Source organism: Pseudoalteromonas sp. XMcav11-Q, assembly GCF_040104525.1.
Classification (GTDB): Bacteria; Pseudomonadota; Gammaproteobacteria; order Enterobacterales; family Alteromonadaceae; genus Pseudoalteromonas.
Genome location: NZ_JBECOX010000038.1, coordinates 1 through 1257, shown reverse-complemented (window position 1 = coordinate 1257; position 1257 = coordinate 1). Strand labels below are relative to the sequence as shown.

Below are 1257 nucleotides of genomic sequence, written 5' to 3'. Positions count from 1 at the left end.
CTCTCCTGCCTCTTCTACCACTAACACTAGCGATTCTATTACTGCATCATGGCTATTTAGGTGATGCTCTATTTCCCCAAGCTCAATACGAAAACCTCGTAACTTCACCTGCTCGTCAACGCGCCCTATAAAACACAACTCTCCTTGTTGGTCATATCGAACTAAGTCTCCTGTACGATAAAGTCGTGCATCTGTGTTGTGACTAAAGCGGTCTGGAATAAAACGCTGTGCCGTTAGCTGTGGCTGATTAAGATAACCACAAGCCACGCCCGCACCACCTAAATACAACTCACCCGTTACTCCAAACGGTAACAGCTCTCCTTGTTCTCCCAGTACGTAAGCCTGCGTATTGGACACCGGACGACCTATTCTTGGGGCCTGCTCCGGTGCCGCTGTCATTTCATAGTAAGTGGAGTACGTCGTATCCTCTGACGGTCCATACAAGTTCACAACTCGCCGTAACTCTCGCCCACTAAATAACTTCTCTACTACTGTCTGTGCCAGAGGCTCTCCTGCCAAGTTGACACTCAGAACCGAGCTAGGAAGCCGCTGCGCCGCCAGCAATGCATCTATTCCCGACGGCACTGTATTAATTAGACTAATACCCGCTATGTCTTCGTTTAGCAGAGTCAGAATGTTTTCCACTAAGATTACTTTGCCACCAAAGCTCAGTGGAACGAATAACTCAAACACCGATAAGTCGAAGTTAAGTGACGTACTTGCCAACACCCCCGCTAACTCTTCCGGCTGATAAAACTCTCCTGCCCACTGCACCATCGCCAACGCATTCCTGTGCGCTATCACTACCCCTTTTGGCTTACCTGTCGAGCCTGATGTATAAATAAGGTAACTTGGCTGGTCGCTCGTAGCTTGCGGATGACGGCCTAAGTTGTCTCTACACTGTTGTGCTAAGTCCTGCTGTAGTTTAGTTGCGTCTAGCTGCCACAGAGTGACACCTGCGATATCCAATAGCCCTTGAGTATGCTCGTTACAAATAACATGCTGCAACTGCGTATCTGCAACAATATACTCCAGTCGCTGTTTGGGATAATTAGGGTCCAGTGGGACATAGCGTCCTCCAGCTTTTAATACTGCCAACACTGCCACAACCATATTCACCGAGCGCGTTAGCAATATCCCTACCGCATCTCCTAGCTGCACTGCTTGATGCTGTAGTTGTCGTGCCAATTGGTTTGCACGTTGGTTGAGCTGACCATAGCTGATACTTTCACTGGCGGTTTCTACCGCCACCGCATC

Annotated in this window: 1 protein-coding gene; it reads right to left on the bottom strand. The window is 48.9% G+C overall.

The genetic code is table 11. The features are described from left to right. A partial coding sequence (locus ABMY45_RS23760; RefSeq protein WP_349289598.1) for an amino acid adenylation domain-containing protein occupies positions 1–1257 on the bottom strand: 1257 nt, incomplete at both ends.